This is a genomic window from Burkholderia sp. 3C, assembly GCF_054589155.1.
Window position 1 is genome coordinate 1 of the sequence record NZ_BAAILN010000085.1, and the last position, 644, is coordinate 644.

Genomic DNA, 644 nt, shown 5'->3' on the forward strand with positions numbered 1-644 from the left:
AGCGGGTAGGTCTTGCCGTCTTCCAGCACCAGCTTGACCTTGGCCGCGTTCGGGCCGGCCGTCTTGATCCGGCCGCTCTGGATGTCCTGGCGCAGCTTCAGGCCGTCGAGGCTCGATTGCGTGAGGTCGACATACATCGGATCGATCTGCTGGATGGTCGACAGCAGCGTGGCCGCGCTCGCCTGCACATAGGCGCCCGGCGTGACCTGCGAGATGCCGATGCGGCCGGTGATCGGCGAGAGCACATCGGTATAGCCGAGGTTGATCTGCGCGGTATCGACGGCGGCCTTGCCCGACGCGACGTCGGCGGCGGCCTGGCCGGCCGAGGCCACGGCGTTGTCGTAGTCCTGCTTGCTGACCGCGTTCGCGGCCACCAGCACCTTGAAGCGCGCGGCCTGCGCGTTGGTCGAGGCCAGGTTGGCCTGGGCCTTGGCGAGCGTGGCCTTGGCGCTGTTCAACGTGGCGATATACGGGGCGGGATCGATCTTGTAAAGACGCTGACCTGCCTTCACATCACCCCCTTCGGTGAACTCTCGACGCAGCACGATGCCGTCGACCCGCGCCCGCACCTGGGCGACCAGGAAGGCATTGGTGCGGCCCGGCAGTTCGGAGACGACCGGCACGGATTGCGGCTGGACCGTCAC

The 644-nt window shown here is 67.4% G+C and carries 1 protein-coding gene; it reads right to left on the reverse strand.

The genetic code is table 11. From position 1 onward, the window contains the following. Positions 1–644, reverse strand: a 644-nt coding sequence (locus ACYP33_RS15010; protein WP_459622657.1) for an efflux RND transporter periplasmic adaptor subunit, incomplete at both ends; no start/stop codon positions are given.